Genomic DNA, 19,907 nt, shown 5'->3' with positions numbered 1-19,907 from the left:
AGAATGGACAAGACCCAGCCGCATCCGCTGTTCAAGCTCGCGACCGAGCTCGGTCCGCTGCTCGTGTTCTTCTTCGTGAATGCGAAGTTCAATCTGTTCGCCGCGACCGGCGCCTTCATGGTCGCGATCGTGGCGGCGATGATCGCGTCCTATGTGGTGACGCGCCACATCCCGATCATGGCGATCGTGACGGGCGTGATCGTGCTGGTGTTCGGCACGCTGACGCTGGTGCTGCACGACGAGACCTTCATCAAGGTCAAGCCGACCATCATCTACGGCCTGTTCGCCGCGATCCTCGGCGGCGGCCTATTGTTCGGCCGCTCCTTCATCGCCGTCATGTTCGACCAGATGTTCAACCTGACGCCGCAGGGCTGGCGCATCCTGACGCTGCGCTGGGCGCTGTTCTTCGCCGGCATGGCGGTGCTGAACGAGATCGTCTGGCGCACCCAGAGCACGGACTTCTGGGTGAATTTCAAGGTGTTCGGCGTCACGCCGCTGACCATGATCTTCGCCATCGCCCAGATGCCGCTGACCAAACGCTACGGTGTCGAGCCGGCGTCGCTGGAAGCGAGCGAGGCCGAGGCGGGGGATGTGCGGAAGGGGTAGGCGGGTAGGGCGAAGCATCCGCTCCACATACCGCTGGATGCCCCGGCTTGACCGGGGCATCCAGTACGCCGCGGCCTGTCCGTATACGACTGACGTCTCTGGAATACTGGATCGCCCGATCAAGTCGGGCGATGACAGTTGAGTATGCGGCGCGAGACCAGCATCAGCTTCCCGCCTTCAACGCCTTCTCCATCTCCGGCAGCAGTACCGTCCGGTAATTCTCCGATGTGATCGGGCCGACCAGCTTGTAGACGATGGTGCCTTCGCGACCGACGACGAATGTCTCCGGCACGCCATAGACGCCCCACTCGATCGAGGCGCGGCCATTGGCGTCGATGCCGACGCGGCCGAACGGATTGCCGTAGCGCCCGAGGAATCGCCGTGCGTTGTCGGGTGCGTCCTTGTAGTTGATGCCGACGAACTGGAAACGCTTGTCCTTGGCGAGTTCCGTCAGCAGCGGCGCTTCGTCATGACAGGGGACGCACCAGGAGGCCCAGACGTTGACGAGGCTGACCTTGCCCTTGAAGGCGGCGGGATCGAGGCCGGGCACCTGCGTGCTGTCGGCCTGCAATCCCTCGAGCGGCGGCAGCGTGGTCTGCGGCGCGGGCCGACCGATCAGCGCGGAGGGAATTCGCGAAGGATCGCCGCTGCCGAGCCGGAACCAGAACAGCACGGCAAGGGCGATGAAGGCGAGCAGCGGCAGCACCATCAGGAAGGTGCGGCGTTGCGGCGATGCCGAGGTCGATTGCTCGCTCATGGTGTGTCCACAGCGCTTCGGCCCGAGCGGCGCGTGACGCCGCTGCGCTCGAGTTCGCGCAAACGCTGCGTCTGGTTGCGATAATCGAACACGACCCAGCCGATCAGGATCGCGACCACGACGGCCGCCGCAGCATAGGACGTGACGATGAAGGATGCGTAGGGGCCAAGCGACATCATGCAGCTTTCTGACTGGCTTGCATCATCTGCAGCGAGCGCACGCGCCGGCGCAAAATCTCGTTGCGCATCGCTGCCAAGTGCAGCGTGACGAACAGCAACGTGAATGCGACCGCCATCACCAGCAGCGGAATCAGGAAGGACTTATCGAGCGTCGAGCCACCCATGCGCATAACGGAGGCCGGTTGATGTAGCGTATTCCACCAATCGACCGAGAATTTGATGATGGGAAGATTGATCGCGCCGACCAGCGTCAGCACCGCTGCGGCGCGTGCCGCGCGCGAGGGATCTTCAACCGCACGCCATAGCGCCATCAGGCCGAGATACATCAGGAACAGGATCAGCACCGAGGTCAGCCGCGCATCCCATTCCCAATAGGTGCCCCACATCGGCCGGCCCCACAGCGAGCCCGTGAGCAGTGCGAGGAAGGTGAAGGCTGCGCCGATCGGTGCGGCGGCTTTCGCGGCGACATCGGCGAGCGGATGCCGCCACACCAGCGTGCCGAGCGAGGCGACACTCATCACGCCCCACACGAACATCGACAGCCACGCATTGGGCACATGGATGAACATGATCTTCACGGTCGCGCCCTGCTGATAATCGTCGGGCGCATACGCGGACTGATAAAGGCCGATCGTGAGCAGGACGACGGTCGCGGCCGCAAGCCACGGCAGCACCCGCGCGCTCAGCGTGAGGAACCTTGTGGGGTTGGCGAGGTCGATCAGCGACATGGTATTCTGATAATCACCGGTAAGCGCTCACGCAATCGGCATGAAAGCGCGCAGCGAAAGTTGATCGGGGTCAAGGTCAGTCCAGTCCATGTTTCAGGCTCGCCGCGGCCGCGAACGGGCCGATCACGAGGCTGACCAGCGACAGCGCGCAAAGGATCGAGAACGGCGCGCCGAATGACGACGGCCCCGTGATCGCGGCCTGCGAGGCCGCGACCCCGAAGATCAGGACGGGAATCGACAGCGGCAACACCAGCACGGCCATCAACAGCCCGCCGCGATGCAGCGTCACCGCCAGCGCCGCGCCGATCATGCCGGTAAACGTCAGCGCCGGAGTGCCGGCGAGCAGGGTCAGCGCCACCGCGCCGGTCGCGACCATGTCGAGATTGAGCAGCAGGCCGAGCACGGGGGTTGCGACAATCAGCGGCAGGCCTGCGGCCAGCCATTGCGCCAACGCCTTGGCGGCGCAGGCCAGTTCCAGCGGTGTCCGGCTCATCGTGATCAAGTCGAGCGATCCGTCCTCATGGTCGGCCATGAACAGCCGGTCCAGCGTGAGCAGGCTCGCCAGGAGTGCGCCCAGCCACAGGATCGCCGGCCCCAGCCGAGACAGCAGCGCCAGGTCCGGCCCGACGGCGAACGGCATCAGGACGACGACGGTCAGGAAGAACAGCACGCCAATCAGCGCCCCGCCGCCGACGCGAAGCGCGATCCGGATGTCCCGGCGGATCAGGGCGGACAGGGCGGTCATGCGGCGCCTCCTGCAAGGGATGGGGCGGATGGAGCCGGGATCGACCGTCCGGAAATCTGAGGGTCAGGCCGCCTCACGCCACACTCCCGATCCGAAGCTCCCGCGAATCGATCCCCAGCGGCGCGTGGGTCGCCGCGATGATCAGGCCGCCGCGCGCCAGATGGTCGCGCATCAGACCACCGAACATGTCCTGGCCGGCGGCATCCAGCGCAGTGGTCGGCTCATCCAGCAGCCAGACCGGGCGGCGCACCGTCAGCAGCCGGGCCAGCGAGAGCCGGCGGCGCTGGCCGGCGGACAGGTACGCGGCGGGCAGATCAGCGGCGTGGTCGAGGCCGACGGCGGCGAGGCATTCAGCGGCGTCGCAGCGCCCGCCGCCCAGAAAATCAGCCCAGAATGACAGGTTTTCAGCCACGCTCAGGGCTGGCTTCAGGGCATCGCGATGGCCGAGATAGTGGCATTGCTCGGGCAGCGTCAGCTCGGCATCGCCCCCGTCGAGGGCGATTGTCCCACCCGCCGGAATGAGCAGGCCCGCGATCAGCCGCAGCAGTGAGGTCTTGCCCGATCCGTTGTGGCCGACGACAGCGACGGCTTCGCCGGTCACCGCCTCGAAATCGAGCCCGGAAAACACCTCGCGGCCGCCGCGCACGCAAATCACCCCGCGTCCGGACAACTGCATCTTGCCTGATACCAACCCGTTCAAAGCCAGGCCTCAGGAAATCTTGGGGTAGCGCATCAGAATTTTTGGCTCGCGACTTGCTGGGGTTCGATTGTGGCTGTGGCGGCGCGGTTAGAAAGCTTCTATAAGCCCGGAACTACTTGATGCAGCAACTTAACCTGCCCCTGCAAGCGATCCAGCCGGAATCGCAGACGGTGTTAAAATACCCCTAGCTGGGTATAACTAACAATTGGGATTTCCTTTCATGACCTCGCTCGACAGCTTCAAATGCAAAAAGACCCTCAAGGTCGGCGCCAAGACCTATGTGTATTACAGCCTGCCCACGGCCGAGAAGAATGGTCTGAAGGGAATTTCGAAACTTCCCTATTCGATGAAGGTCCTGCTTGAGAACCTCCTCCGCAATGAGGACGGCCGCTCGGTCAAGAAGGAAGACATCGTCGCGGTCTCGAAGTGGCTGCGCAAGAAGTCGCTGGAACATGAAATTGCATTCCGCCCGGCACGCGTGCTGATGCAGGACTTCACCGGCGTTCCCGCCGTCGTTGACCTCGCCGCGATGCGCAACGCGATGCAGAAGCTCGGCGGCGATGCCGAGAAGATCAACCCGCTGGTACCGGTCGATCTCGTCATCGACCACTCCGTGATCGTGAACTTCTTCGGTGACAACAAGGCTTTCGGCAAGAACGTCACCGAGGAATACAAGCAGAACCAGGAGCGCTACGAGTTCCTGAAGTGGGGCCAGAAGGCGTTCTCGAACTTCTCCGTCGTGCCGCCCGGCACCGGCATCTGCCACCAGGTCAATCTCGAATATCTCTCCCAGACGGTGTGGACCAAGAAGGAGAAGATGACGGTCGGCAAGAAGACCGGCACCTTCGAGGTCGCCTATCCGGATTCTCTTGTCGGTACTGACTCGCACACCACCATGGTCAACGGTCTCGCCGTGCTCGGCTGGGGCGTCGGCGGCATCGAGGCGGAAGCCTGCATGCTCGGCCAGCCGCTGTCGATGCTGCTGCCCAACGTGGTCGGCTTCAAGCTGAAGGGGGCGATGAAGGAAGGCGTCACCGCGACCGACCTCGTGCTCACCGTGACGCAGATGCTGCGCAAGCTCGGCGTGGTCGGCAAGTTCGTCGAGTTTTTCGGCCCCGGCCTCGACAACCTCTCCGTCGCCGACAAGGCGACGATCGCCAACATGGCCCCCGAATATGGCGCGACCTGCGGCTTCTTCCCGGTCGACGCCGCGGCGCTCGACTACCTCAAGACCTCCGGCCGCGCAGCACCGCGCGTCGCGCTGGTGCAGGCCTATGCCAAGGCGCAGGGCCTGTTCCGCACCGCCAAGTCGGCGGATCCGGTGTTCACCGAGACCCTCACCCTCGACCTCGGCGACGTCGTTCCGTCGATGGCCGGTCCGAAGCGCCCCGAAGGCCGCATCGCGCTGCCCTCGGTCGCCGAAGGTTTTTCGGTCGCGCTTGGCACAGAGTACAAGAAGACCGAGGGGCCCGCGAAGCGCTTTGCCGTCGAAGGCAAGAATTTCGAGATCGGTCACGGCGACGTCGTGATCGCCGCCATCACCTCCTGCACCAACACGTCGAATCCGAGCGTTCTGATCGGCGCGGGCCTGCTCGCGCGCAACGCGGCCGCGAAGGGCCTCAAGGCCAAGCCATGGGTGAAGACCTCGCTGGCTCCGGGCAGCCAGGTGGTCGCGGGCTATCTCTCGGATTCCGGTCTGCAGGCCGATCTCGACAAGGTCGGGTTCAACCTGGTCGGCTTCGGCTGCACCACCTGCATCGGCAATTCCGGCCCGCTGCCGGAGGAGATATCGAAGTCGATCAACGACAACGGCATCGTCGCCGCGGCCGTGCTCTCCGGTAATCGCAACTTCGAAGGCCGCGTTTCGCCCGACGTGCAGGCAAACTATCTGGCCTCGCCGCCGCTGGTCGTCGCGCATGCGCTCGCCGGCAGCGTGACGAAGAACCTCGCCGTCGAGCCGCTCGGCGAAGGCAAGGACGGCAAGCCGGTGTACCTCAAGGACATCTGGCCGACGACCAAGGAGATCAACGCTTTCATGAAGAAGTTCGTGACCGCGTCGATCTTCAAGAAGAAGTATGCCGACGTGTTCAAGGGCGACACCAACTGGCGCAAGATCAAGACGGTCGAGAGCGAGACCTATCGCTGGAACATGTCGTCGACCTATGTGCAGAACCCGCCCTACTTCGACGGCATGAAGAAGGAGCCGGAGCCGGTCACGGATATCGTCGAGGCACGCATCCTGGCGATGTTCGGCGACAAGATCACCACGGACCACATCTCGCCGGCCGGTTCGATCAAGCTCACCTCGCCCGCGGGCAAGTATCTCAGCGAGCATCAGGTGCGTCCTGCCGACTTCAACCAGTACGGCACGCGCCGCGGCAACCATGAAGTGATGATGCGCGGTACCTTCGCCAACATCCGCATCAAGAACTTCATGCTCAAGGGCGCCGACGGCAACATTCCTGAAGGCGGTCTTACCAAGCACTGGCCCGACGGCGAACAGATGTCGATCTACGACGCCGCGATGAAGTACCAGCAGGAGCAGGTGCCGCTGGTGGTGTTCGCCGGCGCCGAGTACGGCAACGGCTCCTCGCGCGACTGGGCTGCGAAGGGTACGCGTCTGCTCGGCGTGCGCGCCGTGATCTGCCAGAGCTTCGAGCGCATCCATCGCTCCAACCTGGTCGGCATGGGTGTGCTGCCCCTGACCTTCGAGGACGGCACCTCGTGGTCCTCGCTGGGCTTGAAGGGCGACGAGAAGGTCACGCTGCGTGGTCTCGTCGGCGATCTGAAGCCGCGCCAGAAGCTGACCGCGGAAATCGTCTCCGGTGACGGTTCGCTGCAGCGCGTTTCGCTGCTTTGCCGCATCGATACGCTGGACGAGCTCGAGTACTACCGGAACGGCGGTATTCTTCACTATGTGCTGCGCAAGCTCGCGGCCTAAGCGCGAATTTGTGAACGGTGGCTCACTGCGACGTGAGTAGAAGGTTAGACGAAGGCGGCCTATCACAAGGCCGCCTTCGTGCGTTACGGGATGCTTCGGATGGGCCCGCCCGGCGGACACTGCGGATGGCTGAATGTGCCGTGCCCGTAAGACTACGGTGACCATCAGGCGATAGGATATCCCTCCCCGAATACGAGATGTGACGTTCGACATGACTGGAATGATGGCTTCTAATCTCGTTTCGCGATGGTCCGGTGCATTCTGGTCGGGAGCACTCGGCATCTGCGCGATCGTCGCCGTCGTCCGTCCCGCCCAGGCCGATCCCCGCGCCGTGGTCGAACTCTTCACCTCTCAGGGGTGCTCGTCCTGCCCGCCCGCCGACAAGGTCATCGGCGACCTCGCCAAGGATCCCTCGATCATCGCGCTGAGCATGCCGATCGACTATTGGGATTATCTCGGCTGGAAGGACACGCTGGCGGATTCGCGTTTCTCGGCGCGGCAGCGCGCCTATTCACGCATGCGTGGTGACCGCGAGGTTTACACGCCGCAGGTCGTGGTCAACGGCGCCGCGCATGTCATCGGCAGCGATCGCGCCGGCATCGAAAGCGCGATCGGCAAGACCGACACGGGCACGGGCGTGATGAGCGTGCCGGTGACGATGTCGCTGGCGGGCAAACAGATCAACGTGTCGGTCGCCGCGAGCAAGGAGCCGGCAGTCTCGCATGGCGAGGTCTGGATCTGCTCGATCGCAAAATCGGTGCCGATCGAAATCAGCCGCGGCGAGAACCGCGGACAGCAGATCACCTACCACAACGTCGTGCGCAATCTGCTCAAGGTCGGCGACTGGAACGGACACCAGGAAAGCTGGACGGTGCCGATCGAGAACCTGACGTCGCGCGATGGTGTCGACGGCGCGGTGGTTTATGTCCAGGACGGCAGCCGCGAGAAGCCCGGCCCCATGCTGGGCGCGGCGTACACGTCGCTGCACTGATCCGAATTTCCTGTCTCTCTCTCTTTATTCTTGAGCGTCTCATTCGCTCTCAGCCCTCATGGTGAGGAGCGTGCGTTTGCGCGCGTCTCGAACCATGCAAGCCCGCGCTGATGCATAGTGGCCTCGATCCTTCGAGACGCCGCGCGAGCGCGGCTCCTCAGAATGAGGGGAGAGTCTTCGCGCGAATATCGGAGAAAAATTCGTCGCGGCAGCAACACCCCGACGCAAACAAAAAAGGACCAACTTGCGTTGGCCCTCCTTGTCGCGCGTACAGACCCGATCCTGTTCGACCCCGGGGGGCTGGGGGCTGAGGAATCCGGAGCCGAAAGGACCGGGTCAACGCACACAAACCTTTTCGCAGTGCAGGGCGGCGGGCGATGGGCGGAAAAGCGGCGATCCTGTGATTCTTCCTAACGTTCCCGTGACGGTTTGCCGCTGAGAAGTTCCACCGTTGCGTGTGTCATGATTCGCAACCGGGGGGCGAGGTGGGCGCGGTCCTTGAGGAGGCCCTGAAGAGCCTCTTGCGGTGGCGAACGGTTGGAGCAATCATGCAATTGTCATGATCCGCGGATCCGGGGACGGTCTTCGCGGACGGGGGGTCATGTTGTGCGACAGGAGGCGCTCGATGAGTCTGACGCCGGAGGATGCCGATCCGAGCGGGCAGCGCGCAGTGGCGCATCCCGCCGCTGCGAATGCCCAACTGAGCCGGGTGACGTTCAACCGGCTCGAACTGAATCGTATTCTCAATCTCTATGGCCGCATGGTCGCCGACGGCGAGTGGCGCGACTATGCCATCGATTTCCTGAAGGACCGCGCGGTGTTCTCGGTCTTTCGCCGTGCCTCCGAAGTGCCGATCTACCGCATCGAGAAAGATCCCCGACTCGCGCGCAAGCAGGGCATGTACAGCGTGATCTCGGCGACCGGCCTGATCCTGCGCCGCGGCCACGAGCTCGACCGCGTGCTGCTGGTGATCGACCGGAAATTGGCGGTGGTGTAGCCACACCAGCGGTGCCGGGTGGGCAAAGGCGCGAAGCGCCGTGTCCACGTCGTTGCTCAATCGCCGCAAATGGTGGGCACGCTTGCGCTTTGCCCACCCTTGCTACGAGACCGGATTACTTCCCCGGCACCGTGCGCGCGCCCTCGCCGAGGTCGCGCTGCATCATCACCGTATCCAGCCAGCGGCCGAACTTCAGGCCGACATTCGGATGCGTGCCGATCATCTTGAAGCCGCCTCTGGCGTGCACGCCGATCGAGCCGGCATTGGCGGAATCGCCGATGACGGAGATCATCTGGCGGAAGCCGCGCGCCTCGCACTCGGTGACCAGCCGCTCCAGCAGCAGCGAGCCGATGCCGCGTCGGTGGAAGGAGGGATCGAGATAAATCGAGTTCTCGACCGTGAAGCGATAGGCCGGGCGCGGCCGGTAGGCGCCGGCATAGGCGTAGCCGGCGACGCGGCCGTCGAGCATGGCGACGACATAGGGATAGCCGCCGTCGACCAGCGCGCGATAGCGGCGCGTCATCTCGGCGAGATCGGGCGGTTCGAGCTCGAACGTCGCGGTGCCCTCGCGGACGGCCTGCTGATAGATGGCGGTGATGGCGGGGAGGTCGGCCTCAAGGGTGGGCCTGATTTCGGGTGCGGACATGGCGGGAGATTAGAGGCTTCGTCCGGTCGCTGAAAGGGGCAACACCGCCTCTCCGCCGTCATTGCGAGCGTAGCGAAGCAATCCAGAAATGCATCCGCGGAGGGACTCTGGATTGCTTCGCTGCGCTCGCAATGACGAGGAGTAGCCCGGATGGAGCGCAGCGAAATCCGGGGCAGGCTCATCCGCAGGCCCGACTTTCCCGGATTGCGCTTCGCTCCATCCGGGCTACGGCAGCACGCTCTCGGCCGAGCCAAACAAAAACCCCGGCCTCTCGGCCGGGGTTCGTGTCCGTTCTCTCAGGCTTTGCGCTTAGTCGCGCTGGCCGAGGAGCTGCAGCAGCAGCGTGAACAGGTTGATGAAGTTCAAGTACAGCGACAGCGCACCGGAAATCGCCGCACGCTCGGCGATGTCACCGCCGGCCGAAGCGTAGCCGTAAATGTAGTCGTTCTTCAGCCGCTGCGTATCCCACGCGGTAAGGCCCGCGAACACGAGAACGCCGACCACCGACACAACGAACTGCAGCACCGAACTCGCCATGAACAAATTGACCAGGCTCGCGATGATGATGCCGATCAGGCCCATGAACAGGAACGAGCCCATGCCGCTCATGTCACGCTTCGTGGTGTAGCCGTAGAGGCTCAACGCACCGAAGGTGGCCGCGGTGATGAAGAACACCCGCACGATCGAGGTGTGCGTGTACACCAGGAAGATCGAGGACAGCGAGACGCCCATCAGCGCCGCGAACACCCAGAACAGGATCTGGGCGGTCGAGGGGGCGAGACGGTTGATGCCGGCCGAGATCACGAACACCATGGCGAGCGGCGCCAGCATGAACAGATATTTCAGCGGGCTCACAAACATCGCGTAGCCGAACGGCGTCAGGAACAGCTTGCCGACACGGACGGCTTCCGCGGTCGGAACGTCAGTCACGGCAGCCATATAGACGCCAAGCGCGGCCAGGCCGGTGATGGCCAGGCCAATGCTCATGTAATTGTAGATGCGCAGCATGTAGGCGCGCAGACCGGCGTCGACCGTCGCGGCGTCAACGCGCCCGGCGGCCCGGCCGAAAGGAGAAGCGTAATTGCGGTCTAGGTCCGACATGGTCGAATTCCCGTTGGTTGCCCGGGCCGGCACGAGGGTTGCCATGCCGCCGGGTCGTCTAATTCTATCTCGGATACCGATGTCCGCCGACATTAAATTTGGCTAACAATCGGGTCTCCGAACCCATCCGATATGTGGGAAACTAACACATTCGCTGCAACGGTCCACGCGCGGCTGAATGTCGCCCTTGGCGCGAATCCTGACGAGAACCTGACAAGCAGACGCGGTTAATCGCGGAAACGGGGGAATTCAGCCCGGCTCGACCGTCCGCTACCTTTTGTCACAAATTGCGCAACACCGTGGCGGGCTTTTTGTTCAACGCCAAGAGCGTGCCGGCAAGGCCGAGCCCGACGGTGACGACCAGGGCGGCCGCAACCACGCCGGCCGCGCTGCCGGCCTGCCAGACGAAGGTCAGCGTCATCAGCCGCGTCACGATCATCCAGGCCGCGATGCTGCCGGCGATCACGCCAAACACGGCAGTGGCGAGCCCGATCAGGAGATATTCGAGCGCATAGGCGCCGAGCAGCCGCAGCCGCGTTGCGCCGAGCGTCTTCAGGATCACCGCGTCGTAGACCCGGTGGCGGTGGCCGGCGGCGAGGGCGCCACCCAGTACCAGGATCGCCGAGATCAGGGTCACGGCGCTGGCGCCGCGGATCGCGAGCGCCAGATTGGTCACGACCGCGCCGATCGTCTCCATCACCTCGCGCACGCGCACGCTCGTCACCATTGGATAGGTATCCGCGACCTGCTTGATGATCTTGCCATCGCCGGTCGCATCGCCGCCGGCTTCGGTCAGCGTGGCGATGTGGGTGTGCGGCGCGCCCTTGAAGGCGTTCGGCGAGAACACCAGCACGAAATTGATGCCGAGCCCCTGCCAGTCGATGGTGCGCAGATTGCCGATTTTGGCCGGGATGTCGCGGCCGAGCACGTTGACCACGACCTCGTCACCTAGCTTGAGACCGAGGCCGTCGGCGATCTTCTTCTCCATCGAGACCAGTGGCGGGCCGGAATAATCCGCGCCCCACCATTCGCCTTCGACCACCTTGGAGCCCTTCGGCAACTCGCCGGTGTAGGTCAGGCCGCGGTCGCTCTGCAGCACCCATTCGGAATCGGTGGTGGGCTTGAGGTCCTCGGCGCGGACGCCGCGGGCGCCGACGATGCGCCCGCGCAGCATCGGCACGTCCTCGACCTTCGCGCCCGGCGCGATCTGGCGCAGATAATCGTCGAACGGTGCTGCCTGCGTGCTCGGAATATCGATGAAGTAGAACGCCGGCGCGTGCTCGGGCAGTGCAGCGAGAAACTGCCGCCGCAGATTGCCGTCGATCTGGGTGATGGTGACGAGCACGGCGAGGCCGAGCCCGAGCGACAGCACGACCGAGGGCGTCAGCGCGCCTGGCCGGTGGATGTTGGCGATCGCGAGCCGCAGCATGGTGAAGCGCGTGCGCGGCAGCCGTCGCGCGATCGCCATCAGCACGGCGGCGACACCGCGCAAGACTGCGAACACGACGACGGAGGAAAGCACGAATACCGCGGCAATGCGCTTGTCGAAGGATAATCCGATCACCACGGCAACCAGAAGCGCGACGACGACGCCCATGAAAACGAGATAGCTCCAGCGTGGCCGGTGCCATTCGGCAGCGATGGTATCGCGGAACAGCGCGGCGACCGGCACATCGTGCACGCGTCCGAGCGGCCACAGGCCGAAGGCGAGCGCGGTCAGGAGACCATAGATGAAGGACAGCGCGAGCTCGTCGACATGCACGGCCGGCACCACCGGCAGCGGCAGGAGTTTTCCGAACAGGCCGACGATGGCGAACGGCATCGCCGCGCCGAGCGCCAGTCCAATGATCGAGCCGATCGCAGCCAGCAGGACGACTTGCGCCAGATAGATGCCGAACACATCGCGCCCAGTGGCGCCGACGGCCTTGAGGGCCGCGATCACCTCGAGCCGGCGGTCGATATGGCTCTTCACCGCGTTGGCGACGCCGACGCCGCCGACCAGCAGCGCGGCGAGGCCGACCAGCGTCAGGAATTGCGTGAAGCGGCCGATATTGCGCTCGAGCTGCGGCGAGGCGTTGGAGCGGCTCCGGACTTCCCAGCCGGCCTGCGGCGCGGCGTTGCGGGCATCCGCGATGAAGGAATCGGTGGCGCGGTCGCTGTTGGCGGTGTCGGGCAGTTTGACGCGGTAGACCCAGCGCACCAGGCTGCCGGGCTGGATCAGCCCGGTGGCGCGCAAGGCCGCCTCGCTGATCAGGAAGCGCGGACCGAAGCCGATGCCGCTGGCGAGCTTGTCGGGTTCGGCCTCGACGCTGCTTCGGATCTGGAAGGTCGCGGAGCCGATGGTGACGCGGTCGCCGATCTTGAGTGACAGCCGCGCCAGCAGCGTCGGATCGGCGGCCGCGCCGAATGCGCCGTCGCGCTCCGCAACCAGGTCAGTGAGTGGCAGCGGTGGCGCCAGCGTCAACTGTCCGAGCATCGGATAGGTGTCGTCGACCGCCTTCATCTCGACCAGCGCCAGTTTGCCGTCGGCCGAGCGCGCCATGCCGCGCAGGGTGGAGGCCACGGAGACGGTGCCGCGTGAGCGCAGGAAGGCAACCTCTTCGGGCTTCGCCTCGCGCTGGAAAAGCACGAAGGAGACGTCGCCGCCGAGCAGCGTGCGCCCCTCACGCGCAAGGCCATCGCTGAGGCTCGCCGACACCGAGCCGACGCCGGCGATCGCCATCACGCCGAGCGAGATGCAGGCGATGAAGACGTAGAAACCGCGCAGGCCTCCGCGCAGTTCGCGGAGCGCATAGCGCAGCGACAGCGCAACGCCGTTCGGCTTCGCAAACGGTTCGACAACCAGGCTCATGCGTTGGTCGTCTGCGTGTCGATGCGGCCCGAGCGCAGCCGGATCACGCGATCGCAGCGATGCGCGAGCGAGGAATCGTGCGTGACCAGCACCAGCGTCATGCCACGCTCGGCATGCTTGGTGAACAGCAGATCGACGATCTGCTTACCGGTGGTCTCGTCGAGATTGCCGGTCGGCTCGTCAGCGACGAGGATGGCGGGGTCGGGTGCCAGCGCGCGCGCGAGCGCAACGCGCTGCTGCTCGCCACCGGAAAGCTGCGCCGGATAATGATGCAGGCGATCGCCGAGCCCGACCGATTGCAGCTCCTCGGCTGCGCGCTTGTTGGCGCCGGGATTGCCGGCGAGCTCGAGCGGGACGGCGACGTTCTCCAGCGCCGTCATGGTCGGGATCAGATGGAAGGACTGGAAGACGATGCCAATCTGGCGGCCGCGGAAGCGTGCCAGCGCATCCTCATCGAGGGCATTGAAAGGCGTGCCTGACACCACCACCTCTCCGCTATCAGGACGCTCCAGCCCCGCCATCACCATCAGCAGCGTGGATTTGCCCGAGCCTGACGGGCCGATCAGGCCGATCGTCTCCCCCGAGCCGATGCGCAAGCTGATATCCTTGAGAATGTGAACGCGTGCCGCTCCCGACCCCAATGAGAGATTGACGTTGGAGATGGCGATGGTGTCCGGCGCAGTACCGGCGAGCGAAGAGGGAGAGATGCGAGTGTCCATGGTCCGGTCATATGGCAACTCCGCACGCGCGGTCGAGAGGCGTTACGGGTTCTTCATGCACATAGCCGTGTTGATGCTCGCTTTGATGACACTTGCGACGACGTCGCCGGCACAAGCACAGCCGGCGGCCAAACCGATCAAGCTTGTCGTTCTCGGCGATTCCCTGAGCGCTGGTCTTGGCCTCCCGGCCCAGGATGCGTTTCCCGCAAAGCTTCAAAAAGCCTTGCAGGCCAAAGGCATAGCCGCTGACATGATCAACGCGGGGGTGTCGGGCGACACGTCGTCCGGCGGCCGCGACCGGCTCGACTGGTCGGTGCCCGATGGAACCGAGGGCGTCATCATCGAGCTCGGCGCCAACGACGCGATGCGCGGCATCGATCCCGACTTGACGCGGGCGGCACTGACCGACATCGTTCGGCGTCTCAAGGCGCGCAAGATCGCCGTGATGCTGTGTGGCATGCTGGCGCCGCCGAATTTCGGCGCCGACTATGGCGCGCGCTTCAATTCGATTTATCCGGATCTGGCAAAGCAGTTCGACGTGCCGCTCTATCCGTTCTTCCTCGACGGTGTCGCGGCGGATGCCAAGCTCAACCAGGCCGACGGCATTCACCCGACTGCTGAAGGCGTTGATATCATCGTCAACAACATGCTGCCCACGGTAGAGGCATTCCTGCGCACGATCGGCGAGCAACGCCGTTGAAATGCGGGCAATGCTAACCCTGACAACCAGGGTTTTCCCGGTGTCGCCTTGGACACTCTTCGCAGAGTCACACAACTGCGATAGGAATGAGAGTACAGATGATTCGTCGCCGGCTCTAAAATTTGGATATGATCCTTCCCAGGGATCATGCCCAAGCATCGGGAGTGCGAAACGATGCCGCGTTTGTTTACTGGTCTGGAAATCCCGGCCGAGGTCTGCCAAACGCTTTCCAATTTGCGGGGTGGCCTACCCGGCGCCCGGTGGATCGATCCCGAAAATTATCACGTCACTCTGCGTTTCATCGGCGATATCGACGGCATGTCCGCCAACGAGATCGCAGCGATGCTGTTTCGCGTCGATCGCAAACCGTTCGAGGTGAAAGTGCAGGGCTTGCAGAGCTTCGGCGGCCGCAAGCCGCGCGCGGTGGTCGCCACCATCGCACCGAGCAAGCCGCTGATGGACTTGCAGTCCGAGCTCGAACGCATGATGCAGCGGATCGGCCTCAATCCGGAAGGCCGCAAATTCATCCCACATGTCACGCTGGCCCGGCTGCATGACGCCACCGACCGTGACGTTGCCGACTATCTCTCGATCCGCGGCTACTTCCCGAGCAAGGCCTTCACGGCGGAGCGTTTTGTCCTGTTTTCGTCGCGCGCGTCCACGGGTGGTGGCCCGTATGTGGTCGAGGACGCCTACGAGCTTTGTGAGTGAGTTCTTTCTTTGCCTCGCCCCGCTTGCGGGGATAGGTCGGATCGCCTCGGCGATGCGAAGCATCGTCCGGTGCGATCCGGGTGAGGGGGTACAGGTCCCACGACAATCTCTCGTGTGGAGAGAAGCCCCTCACCCCACCCTCTCCCCGTAAGAACGGGGCGAGGGAGAAGAAAGCGCATACCCCGTCCACCAATTGACGGCTTGCAATTTCCGCCGGTCTCTGGCGGTAAAGAGAGATGCTCTCCACCCCAAATTCCTCCTTCAGCGAAGCGTATCAGACCCAGATCGCCTCCGGCGCGATCGAGCCTGACGCTGCGCAAGCCGACGTCGCCGAGGCCTATGCGGCGCTCGACCTGCGGCTTGCGAACTACAAGCCGCAGCGCAAGCAGGGGCTGCTCAGCCGGCTGTTCAACGGCGGCGACAAGGACGAGGCGCCGCGCGGGCTCTATGTCCACGGCGAGGTCGGCCGCGGCAAGACCATGCTGATGGATCTGTTTTTTCAGCACTCCACCGTCGAGCACAAGCGGCGCGCGCATTTCCACGAATTCATGGCGGACGTGCATGAGCGCATCTACGAGTATCGCCAGAGCATCGCGCGCGGCGAGACCGTCGATGGCGATGTCATCGCGCTGACCGCGCATGCGATCTTCGAGGAGAGCTGGCTGCTCTGCTTCGACGAATTCCACGTCACTGACATCGCCGATGCGATGATCCTCGGCCGCCTTTTCGCAAAGCTGTTCGAGCTCGGCACCGTCGTGGTCGCGACCTCCAACGTCGCGCCCGACGATCTCTACAAGGGCGGCTTGAACCGCGCGCTGTTCCTGCCCTTCATCAAGCAGATCACCGACCACATGGACGTGCGGCGGCTCGACGCGCGCACCGATTTCCGGCTGGAAAAACTTCAGGGCGTGCCGATGTGGCTGACGCCGGCGGACGGCGATGCCGACGCCGCGCTCGACCGCGCCTGGTCGAAGATGACCGGTAACGCCAAATGCAAGTCGCGCGACATTTCGATCAAGGGCCGCATCCTGCACGTGCCGTGCTCGGCCGATGGCGTGGCGCGCTTTGCGTTCGCCGATCTCTGCGAGAAACCGCTCGGTGCATCCGACTACCTCAGGCTGGCGCACGACTATCACACCATCCTGGTCGACCACATTCCAGTGATGGACCTCTCCCAGCGCAACGCCGCCAAGCGCTTCATCACGCTGATCGATACGCTCTATGACAATGCCGTGAAGCTGATGGCCTCGGCCGATGCCAATCCGATCTCGCTCTATCTCGCCCACGAAGGCAACGAGGCCATGGAGTTCAAGCGGACCTCGTCGCGCCTGATCGAGATGAGCTCGGAATCCTATCTGGCGCTGCCCCACGGCCACAAGGATTCCACCGCCAGCGGCTCCACCAAGGGCCTGGTCGAGACTTAAGTCCTATTTGCGAGCGCTGTCATTTCGGGCGCCCGCCGTCACGGGCGAGCTCGGAATCCGGTGCGTGACTTTCGGGTTAACGCCTGCGCGCGGGCGGGAATGACAGGGTTGCGCTTGTATACGCGGCAAGCCCGACAATTGGGCATCCACCGACTTGAACGGGGGAAGCGAAAGGGATAACCACCCACTCAGTTTTCCCCTCCTCATGTGTCTAAAGGACAGGTTCACATGGCGCGCGACAAGATTGCTTTGATTGGCTCCGGCCAGATCGGCGGAACGCTGGCTCACCTCATCGGCCTGAAAGAACTGGGCGACGTCGTGATGTTCGACATCGCCGAGGGCGTGCCGCAGGGCAAGGCGCTCGACATCGCACAGTCCTCGCCGGTCGACGGTTTTGACGCGCACTACACCGGCGCGAACTCCTACGAAGCGCTCGACAACGCCAAGGTCTGCATCGTCACCGCCGGCGTGCCGCGCAAGCCCGGCATGAGCCGCGACGACCTGCTCTCCATCAACCTCAAGGTCATGGAGCAGGTCGGAGCCGGCATCAAGAAGTACGCTCCCGACGCGTTCGTCATCTGCATCACCAACCCGCTCGACGCGATGGTCTGGGCGCTGCAGAAGGCCTCGGGCCTGCCGCACAAGAAGGTCGTCGGCATGGCCGGCGTGCTGGATTCCTCGCGCTTCCGCTACTTCCTGGCCGACGAGTTCAACGTCTCCGTCGAAGACGTCACCGCCTTCGTGCTCGGCGGCCACGGCGACACCATGGTTCCGCTGGTGAAGTACTCCACCGTCGCCGGCATTCCGCTGCCCGACCTCGTCAAGATGGGTTGGACCTCGCAGGCGCGCCTCGACGAGATCGTCGACCGCACCCGCAACGGCGGCGCCGAGATCGTCAACCTGCTCAAGACCGGTTCGGCTTTCTACGCCCCGGCGGCGTCGGCCATCGCGATGGCCGAGAGCTATCTGCGTGACAAGAAGCGCGTGCTGGCCTCAGCCGCGTACCTGAACGGCGAATACGGCGTGAAGGACATGTATGTCGGCGTGCCCGTCGTGATCGGCTCCAAGGGCGTCGAGCGCGTCGTCGAGATCGAGCTCGCCGGCAAGGATCGCGAAGCCTTCGACAAGTCGGTCGGCGCGGTGCAGGGCCTCGTCGATGCCTGCAAGAAGATCGCACCAGATCTTCTCGGCCGCTAAGGTCGAAACAATCCCCGCCGAAGATCGCAACCCGGTCTTCGGCGGTTTCACTTCCGGACCCGGCTGAACCACTTGTTGAAGGCTCGGCGGGATCCGGATCGGAAGTCCGGAGATCGATGTCAAAGAATCCGTGTTGCAGTTCCTGTGGTATATGGTATGCCAGCCACAAGACTGAGGTGGGCCCATGTGGTCACCGCCCGCGGGTTCAGGGAGCGACCATATGAATATCCATGAATATCAGGCCAAAGCGCTGCTGAACGATTTCGGCGTAGCGATCTCGAAGGGCGTTCCGGTGCTCAAGGCCGCCGACGCGGAAGCAGCCGCCAAAGCCCTTCCGGGCCCGGTCTGGGTCGTGAAGAGCCAGATCCATGCTGGCGGCCGCGGCAAGGGCAAGTTCAAGGAAGCCTCGGCCGGTGACAAGGGCGGCGTTCGCATTGCGAAGTCGGCCGCGGAAGTCACCGAATTCGCCAAGCAGATGCTGGGCGCCACGCTCGTGACCATCCAGACCGGCCCCGCCGGCAAGCAGGTCAACCGCCTCTACATCGAGGACGGCTCCGACATCGACAAGGAATTCTACCTCTCGATCCTGGTCGACCGCGAAACCTCGCGCGTCTCGTTCGTCGTGTCGACCGAGGGTGGCGTCAACATCGAGGACGTCGCGCACAATAATCCTGAGAAGATCGTGACCTTCTCGGTCGATCCCGCGACCGGCATCATGGGCCATCACGGCCGCACCGTCGCCAATGCGCTGAAGCTTTCCGGCGATCTCGCCAAGCAGGCCGAGAAGCTCACCACGCAGCTCTACACGGCCTTCGTCGCCAAGGACATGTCGATGCTGGAGATCAACCCGCTGGTCGTGACCAAGCAGGGCCAGCTCCGCGTGCTCGACGCCAAGGTGTCGTTCGACGACAACTCCCTGTTCCGCCACCCCGACATGCTCGCGCTGCGCGACGAGACCGAGGAAGACGCCAAGGAAATCGAGGCGTCGAAATATGATCTCAACTACGTCACTCTCGACGGCAATATCGGCTGCATGGTCAACGGCGCCGGTCTCGCCATGGCGACGATGGACATCATCAAGCTCTACGGCATGGCGCCGGCGAACTTCCTCGACGTCGGCGGCAGCGCCAGCAAGGAGAAGGTCGCGGCCGCGTTCAAGATCATCACCGCGGATCCCAACGTGAAGGGCATCCTGGTCAACATTTTCGGTGGTATCATGAAGTGCGACGTGATCGCCGAAGGCGTCACGGCCGCTGTCCGCGAAGTCGGCCTCAGCGTGCCGCTGGTGGTTCGCCTCGAGGGCACCAATGTCGAGCTCGGAAAGAAGATCATCCGTGAATCCGGCCTGAACGTGGTGCCCGCCGACAATCTCGACGACGCCGCGCAGAAGATCGTGAAGGCCGTCAAGGGAGGCTAAGGCCATGACCCAGGACCATCTCGCCGCATCATCCCCGTTGACCGAGCACACGCGCCTGTCGGCGTTCGCCGGCGAATGGAATGGCGAAGAGGTGGTCTTTCCGTCGCGCTGGACGGAGGGCGGGCCGGCGACCTCGCGCACCGTGGCGCGCATGGATCTCAATGGCTTCTATCTGATCCAGGACGCGGTCCAGATCCGCGACGGCAAGCAGAGCTTCGCCACTCACGGCATCTTCACCTGGGACCGCGACGACCGGACCTACAAATTGTTCTGGTACGATTCACTCGGCTACACGCCGCCCTCGCCCGCCTCCGGCGGGTGGGTCGGCAAGACCCTGACGCTGGTGCGCGGCTCGCTCCGCGGCAATGCGCGCCACGTCTACGAGATCATCGACGACAATTCCTATTCGTTGAAGATCCAGTTCTCGCCGGACGCGGAAGGCTGGGCTGACGTGCTCAACGGCGTCTACCGCCGCATCCACTGACCTCTCACTCGTT

Annotated in this window: 19 protein-coding genes; 10 read left to right on the top strand and 9 right to left on the bottom strand. The window is 64.0% G+C overall.

All coding sequences use genetic code 11. The annotated features are described in order from the left end of the window. The first annotated feature begins 3 nt into the window (after nucleotides 1–3). Nucleotides 4–606 carry a septation protein A gene (locus ABIA96_RS21440; protein ID WP_354139041.1) on the top strand — a complete coding sequence of 201 codons (603 nt, stop codon included), beginning with the start codon at nucleotides 4–6 and terminating at the stop codon, nucleotides 604–606. Nucleotides 607–769: 163 nt separating this feature from the next. Here the strand turns inward: ABIA96_RS21440 and ABIA96_RS21435 are convergent, their stop codons facing one another. The 5 genes from ABIA96_RS21435 to ccmA form a co-directional block, all read right to left on the bottom strand. Beyond that, nucleotides 770–1,363, bottom strand: a complete 594-nt coding sequence (locus ABIA96_RS21435; protein ID WP_354139040.1) for a DsbE family thiol:disulfide interchange protein — start codon at nucleotides 1,361–1,363, stop codon at nucleotides 770–772. Then, nucleotides 1,360–1,539: a heme exporter protein CcmD gene (gene ccmD / locus ABIA96_RS21430; RefSeq protein ID WP_354139289.1), complete on the bottom strand. Its 180-nt coding sequence runs from the start codon at nucleotides 1,537–1,539 to the stop codon at nucleotides 1,360–1,362. Before ccmD ends, ABIA96_RS21435 begins: the two co-directional genes overlap by 4 nt. Then, nucleotides 1,539–2,270: a heme ABC transporter permease gene (locus ABIA96_RS21425; protein ID WP_354139039.1), complete on the bottom strand. Its 732-nt coding sequence runs from the start codon at nucleotides 2,268–2,270 to the stop codon at nucleotides 1,539–1,541. The genes ccmD and ABIA96_RS21425 overlap by 1 nt, the downstream gene beginning before the upstream one ends. A 76-nt stretch (nucleotides 2,271–2,346) precedes the next feature. Continuing rightward, the gene (ccmB, locus tag ABIA96_RS21420) at nucleotides 2,347–3,015 is read right to left on the bottom strand and encodes a heme exporter protein CcmB (RefSeq protein WP_354139038.1); all 669 of its coding nucleotides are present in this window, start codon (nucleotides 3,013–3,015) and stop codon (nucleotides 2,347–2,349) included. A gap of 73 nt (nucleotides 3,016–3,088) precedes the next feature. Then, nucleotides 3,089–3,691, bottom strand: a complete 603-nt coding sequence (gene ccmA / locus ABIA96_RS21415) for a heme ABC exporter ATP-binding protein CcmA (protein WP_354139288.1) — start codon at nucleotides 3,689–3,691, stop codon at nucleotides 3,089–3,091. Nucleotides 3,692–3,935: 244 nt separating this feature from the next. On the opposite strand from ccmA, the gene acnA reads away from it, so the two are divergent. The 3 genes from acnA to ABIA96_RS21400 all read left to right on the top strand — a co-directional run bounded on the left by acnA (nucleotide 3,936) and on the right by ABIA96_RS21400 (nucleotide 8,644). Beyond that, nucleotides 3,936–6,656, top strand: coding sequence for an aconitate hydratase AcnA (gene acnA / locus ABIA96_RS21410; RefSeq protein ID WP_354139037.1), 2,721 nt, complete (start codon nucleotides 3,936–3,938; stop codon nucleotides 6,654–6,656). Nucleotides 6,657–6,867: 211 nt separating this feature from the next. After that, a complete protein-coding gene (locus ABIA96_RS21405) occupies nucleotides 6,868–7,647 on the top strand; it encodes a DUF1223 domain-containing protein (protein ID WP_354139036.1) in 780 nt (259 codons plus the stop codon). 625 nt (nucleotides 7,648–8,272) lie between these two features. After that, entirely contained in the window at nucleotides 8,273–8,644 is a 372-nt protein-coding gene (locus ABIA96_RS21400; protein WP_354139035.1) for a DUF2794 domain-containing protein, read from the top strand. A 115-nt stretch (nucleotides 8,645–8,759) separates the two neighbouring features. Here the strand turns inward: ABIA96_RS21400 and ABIA96_RS21395 are convergent, their stop codons facing one another. The 4 genes from ABIA96_RS21395 to ABIA96_RS21380 form a co-directional block, all read right to left on the bottom strand. After that, complete coding sequence (locus tag ABIA96_RS21395; protein WP_354139034.1) at nucleotides 8,760–9,290, bottom strand: GNAT family N-acetyltransferase; 531 nt, start codon at nucleotides 9,288–9,290, stop codon at nucleotides 8,760–8,762. Between the two features lie 309 nt (nucleotides 9,291–9,599). Next, entirely contained in the window at nucleotides 9,600–10,391 is a 792-nt protein-coding gene (locus ABIA96_RS21390) for a Bax inhibitor-1/YccA family protein (RefSeq protein WP_354139033.1), read from the bottom strand. Between the two features lie 280 nt (nucleotides 10,392–10,671). Further along, nucleotides 10,672–13,242 (bottom strand): ABC transporter permease, encoded by a 2,571-nt coding sequence (locus tag ABIA96_RS21385; protein WP_354139032.1) that lies wholly within the window; start codon nucleotides 13,240–13,242, stop codon nucleotides 10,672–10,674. Beyond that, entirely contained in the window at nucleotides 13,239–13,961 is a 723-nt protein-coding gene (locus ABIA96_RS21380) for an ABC transporter ATP-binding protein (RefSeq protein WP_354139031.1), read from the bottom strand. Before ABIA96_RS21380 ends, ABIA96_RS21385 begins: the two co-directional genes overlap by 4 nt. 55 nt (nucleotides 13,962–14,016) lie before the next feature. Between ABIA96_RS21380 and ABIA96_RS21375 the strand changes: the two genes are divergently transcribed. The 6 genes from ABIA96_RS21375 (at nucleotide 14,017) to ABIA96_RS21350 (ending at nucleotide 19,894) form a co-directional block, all read left to right on the top strand. Next, on the top strand, nucleotides 14,017–14,661 hold the full coding sequence (locus ABIA96_RS21375) for an arylesterase (RefSeq protein ID WP_354139287.1): 645 nt from the start codon (nucleotides 14,017–14,019) through the stop codon (nucleotides 14,659–14,661). A gap of 174 nt (nucleotides 14,662–14,835) precedes the next feature. Next, nucleotides 14,836–15,372, top strand: a complete 537-nt coding sequence (gene thpR / locus ABIA96_RS21370) for an RNA 2',3'-cyclic phosphodiesterase (protein ID WP_354139030.1) — start codon at nucleotides 14,836–14,838, stop codon at nucleotides 15,370–15,372. Between the two features lie 236 nt (nucleotides 15,373–15,608). Beyond that, nucleotides 15,609–16,796, top strand: a complete 1,188-nt coding sequence (zapE, locus tag ABIA96_RS21365; protein WP_354139029.1) for a cell division protein ZapE — start codon at nucleotides 15,609–15,611, stop codon at nucleotides 16,794–16,796. Nucleotides 16,797–17,024: 228 nt separating this feature from the next. After that, a complete protein-coding gene (gene mdh, locus ABIA96_RS21360; protein WP_027533317.1) occupies nucleotides 17,025–17,993 on the top strand; it encodes a malate dehydrogenase in 969 nt (322 codons plus the stop codon). 220 nt (nucleotides 17,994–18,213) lie between these two features. Then, nucleotides 18,214–19,410 (top strand): ADP-forming succinate--CoA ligase subunit beta, encoded by a 1,197-nt coding sequence (sucC, locus tag ABIA96_RS21355; protein WP_354139028.1) that lies wholly within the window; start codon nucleotides 18,214–18,216, stop codon nucleotides 19,408–19,410. Nucleotides 19,411–19,414: 4 nt separating this feature from the next. Next, nucleotides 19,415–19,894 (top strand): DUF1579 family protein, encoded by a 480-nt coding sequence (locus ABIA96_RS21350; protein ID WP_354139027.1) that lies wholly within the window; start codon nucleotides 19,415–19,417, stop codon nucleotides 19,892–19,894. Nucleotides 19,895–19,907: the final 13 nt, after the last annotated feature.

The organism is Bradyrhizobium sp. LB11.1 (genome assembly GCF_040549385.1).
Taxonomy (GTDB): domain Bacteria; phylum Pseudomonadota; class Alphaproteobacteria; order Rhizobiales; family Xanthobacteraceae; genus Bradyrhizobium.
Note: the sequence above shows the minus strand (reverse complement) of the source record. Positions and strands in the feature narration are given on the sequence as shown.